We start from the raw sequence: 1,701 nt of genomic DNA, 5'->3' as shown, positions 1-1,701 counted from the left end.
AGGGCTTTATTGTAGGTGGGCCAGTTGGTGATTTTGAACTTTTGCTTTGCCACGGAACGGTCTGCGTTGTCGGGAAGATGCGTGATCTGATCCTTCAACTCAGCAAAAGTTCGATTTATTCAACAAATCCCAGTGAAGTTGAAAATTTTCTTTTTGGACAAGGATTTATTAAAGTTCGAAAAATCGATGACGGAAGCTGGATCGGGATACTTCCCCTAGCCTACACCACGTCTGTGTGCATGGATATCGAAGAAATTACACCGTTCCGTTACCGTTGGTGTTTCGCAAATCCAGTCGAAGCGCTTTATCTGTTTGATACAGCCACTGAATTTTACGAAATTCCGAAAAAGCGATCTTCTCTAAAAGGACACCGCTACCGTGTAGCCCCTCTTCTCGTCGAAAATGACGAGCTTGGTTTTCCGAAGTGGTAGGCGAGAGCGTTTTTGGTTACTCTCCATGATTGTCGATTACTCTATAAATCGACAAGAAATTGAACTACAATGTCGCTATGAGCATGATAGTAGCAACTAGGAAACAAAAAATGGCTTTTTTAGATTCAATGAAAGTAGCCGCAGCCGTTGGTTTGCTGATGCAGCAGACAACAGCTTTTTGTTGCCCTAACCAAATGCCGGCGGATAGTGGTGCATCAGGTGGCCGATATGTTTCTATTTTAAGAAACAGCACGTTGCAACCTGAGCAAAAAGTGTCAGACGCAATTCAAACCATTGATGGTTTGAGAGAAACTTTAGAAAAAGCCTACTGGATGCTTTCTAAGGCTGGTTACGATCATATCCATAAGGTGATATCTGAGCTTCAACCTGAAACCGTGAGTCTTTGCGAACTGCAGTTGCGTGGACTTGAGGGCTTGGTAAAAAATGTTTATCGCGAAGTCAGTGCTGAGCAACGAGAAGCCATGCGCCTTACACTACTTACCGTAGCAAAAGCGCGTTCTGCAGCATCTAACCTGAACCATCTCATTCACCAGATGACTAAAGAGCCGGAGTCGTATGTCAGTAACATAAGCATGGATGGACTGCGCCAACTGGCCGATCATGGCACCTCTGTTATGATTCATTGAGGTGTAACTTGCATATTTCTGTAACTTACAACCCAAAAACTTACGACCGTTTCTTTGCCCCGGTTTTTACAAAATTCCCTAGCCTCGAACAGAGTTTGCTAGATGACTTTGTTATCTACAAGGCGACTGGCAAACTCCCTCATTATTTCGGCCGAGATACTCTATATGATCGACCCGATGAGGTGAAAGATGCGCACATGTGGCATATACACCTAGAACTCGGTATGAATAAGTTTGAGCCGCCTATTACCCCAAAGGGTAAGCACGCTCGTAAACCAGACCAAGCCACTGTGCAATGGCATAGAACTTCTGATACCTGCCTGGTGTATGTCCAAAACATACTTGATGAAAACCAATATAGCCTTCTTGCGGTTTTCCACCCTTGGGCACATGCGGAAGGCCAAGACTATCGACAAATGAGAGAATTGGCCGCAGTAGCAAAAGAGTTCCGTGAAGATATCTTCTAATTATCAGTGAGATACCTTCACCATTCCTTCGGCTTTGTTGAATAAATCAGATTTCGGGTAAGTCTCCCCCGTAGCGGGTTGTGTTTTCAGGCAATACGCACGCTTTCAGGCATACCTGCTTTCGTCATTTTGTTCAGCGCTCGTACCAGGGCCATA

Annotated in this window: 4 protein-coding genes and 1 pseudogene; 3 read left to right on the top strand and 2 right to left on the bottom strand. The window is 44.7% G+C overall.

The features are described 5' to 3' along the window. A pseudogene (locus MKR05_RS26850) lies at positions 1–98 on the bottom strand (IS5/IS1182 family transposase); the annotation flags it as partial. Here MKR05_RS26850 and MKR05_RS26845 point away from each other — a divergent pair. From MKR05_RS26845 to MKR05_RS26835, 3 genes are all read left to right on the top strand, one after another. Then, positions 78–431 carry a hypothetical protein gene (locus tag MKR05_RS26845; RefSeq protein ID WP_113707494.1) on the top strand — a complete coding sequence of 118 codons (354 nt, stop codon included), beginning with the start codon at positions 78–80 and terminating at the stop codon, positions 429–431. The pseudogene MKR05_RS26850 and the gene MKR05_RS26845 sit on opposite strands and share 21 nt — an antisense overlap. 110 nt (positions 432–541) lie before the next feature. Continuing rightward, positions 542–1,078 (top strand): hypothetical protein, encoded by a 537-nt coding sequence (locus MKR05_RS26840; protein WP_023287162.1) that lies wholly within the window; start codon positions 542–544, stop codon positions 1,076–1,078. An 8-nt stretch (positions 1,079–1,086) separates the two neighbouring features. Continuing rightward, positions 1,087–1,545, top strand: coding sequence for a type II toxin-antitoxin system YafO family toxin (locus MKR05_RS26835; protein ID WP_032414405.1), 459 nt, complete (start codon positions 1,087–1,089; stop codon positions 1,543–1,545). 86 nt (positions 1,546–1,631) lie between these two features. Here MKR05_RS26835 and MKR05_RS26830 read toward each other — a convergent pair. Beyond that, positions 1,632–1,701, bottom strand: a 70-nt coding sequence (locus MKR05_RS26830; RefSeq protein ID WP_223349232.1) for a hypothetical protein, incomplete at its 5' end; no start/stop codon positions are given.

It is taken from the genome of Klebsiella sp. K5-204 (assembly GCF_030128585.1).
GTDB lineage: Bacteria > Pseudomonadota > Gammaproteobacteria > Enterobacterales > Enterobacteriaceae > Klebsiella > Klebsiella quasipneumoniae.
The sequence above is the reverse complement of the archived record's forward strand: the minus strand, read 5'-3'. Positions and strand labels throughout refer to the sequence as shown.

Bases quoted from the DNA above. Each gene is read 5' to 3' on its own strand.
- MKR05_RS26845 (WP_113707494.1), top strand. From the start codon at position 78: ATGCGTGATCTGATCCTTCAACTCAGCAAAAGTTCGATTTATTCAACA.
- MKR05_RS26840 (WP_023287162.1), top strand. From the start codon at position 542: ATGGCTTTTTTAGATTCAATGAAAGTAGCCGCAGCCGTTGGTTTGCTG.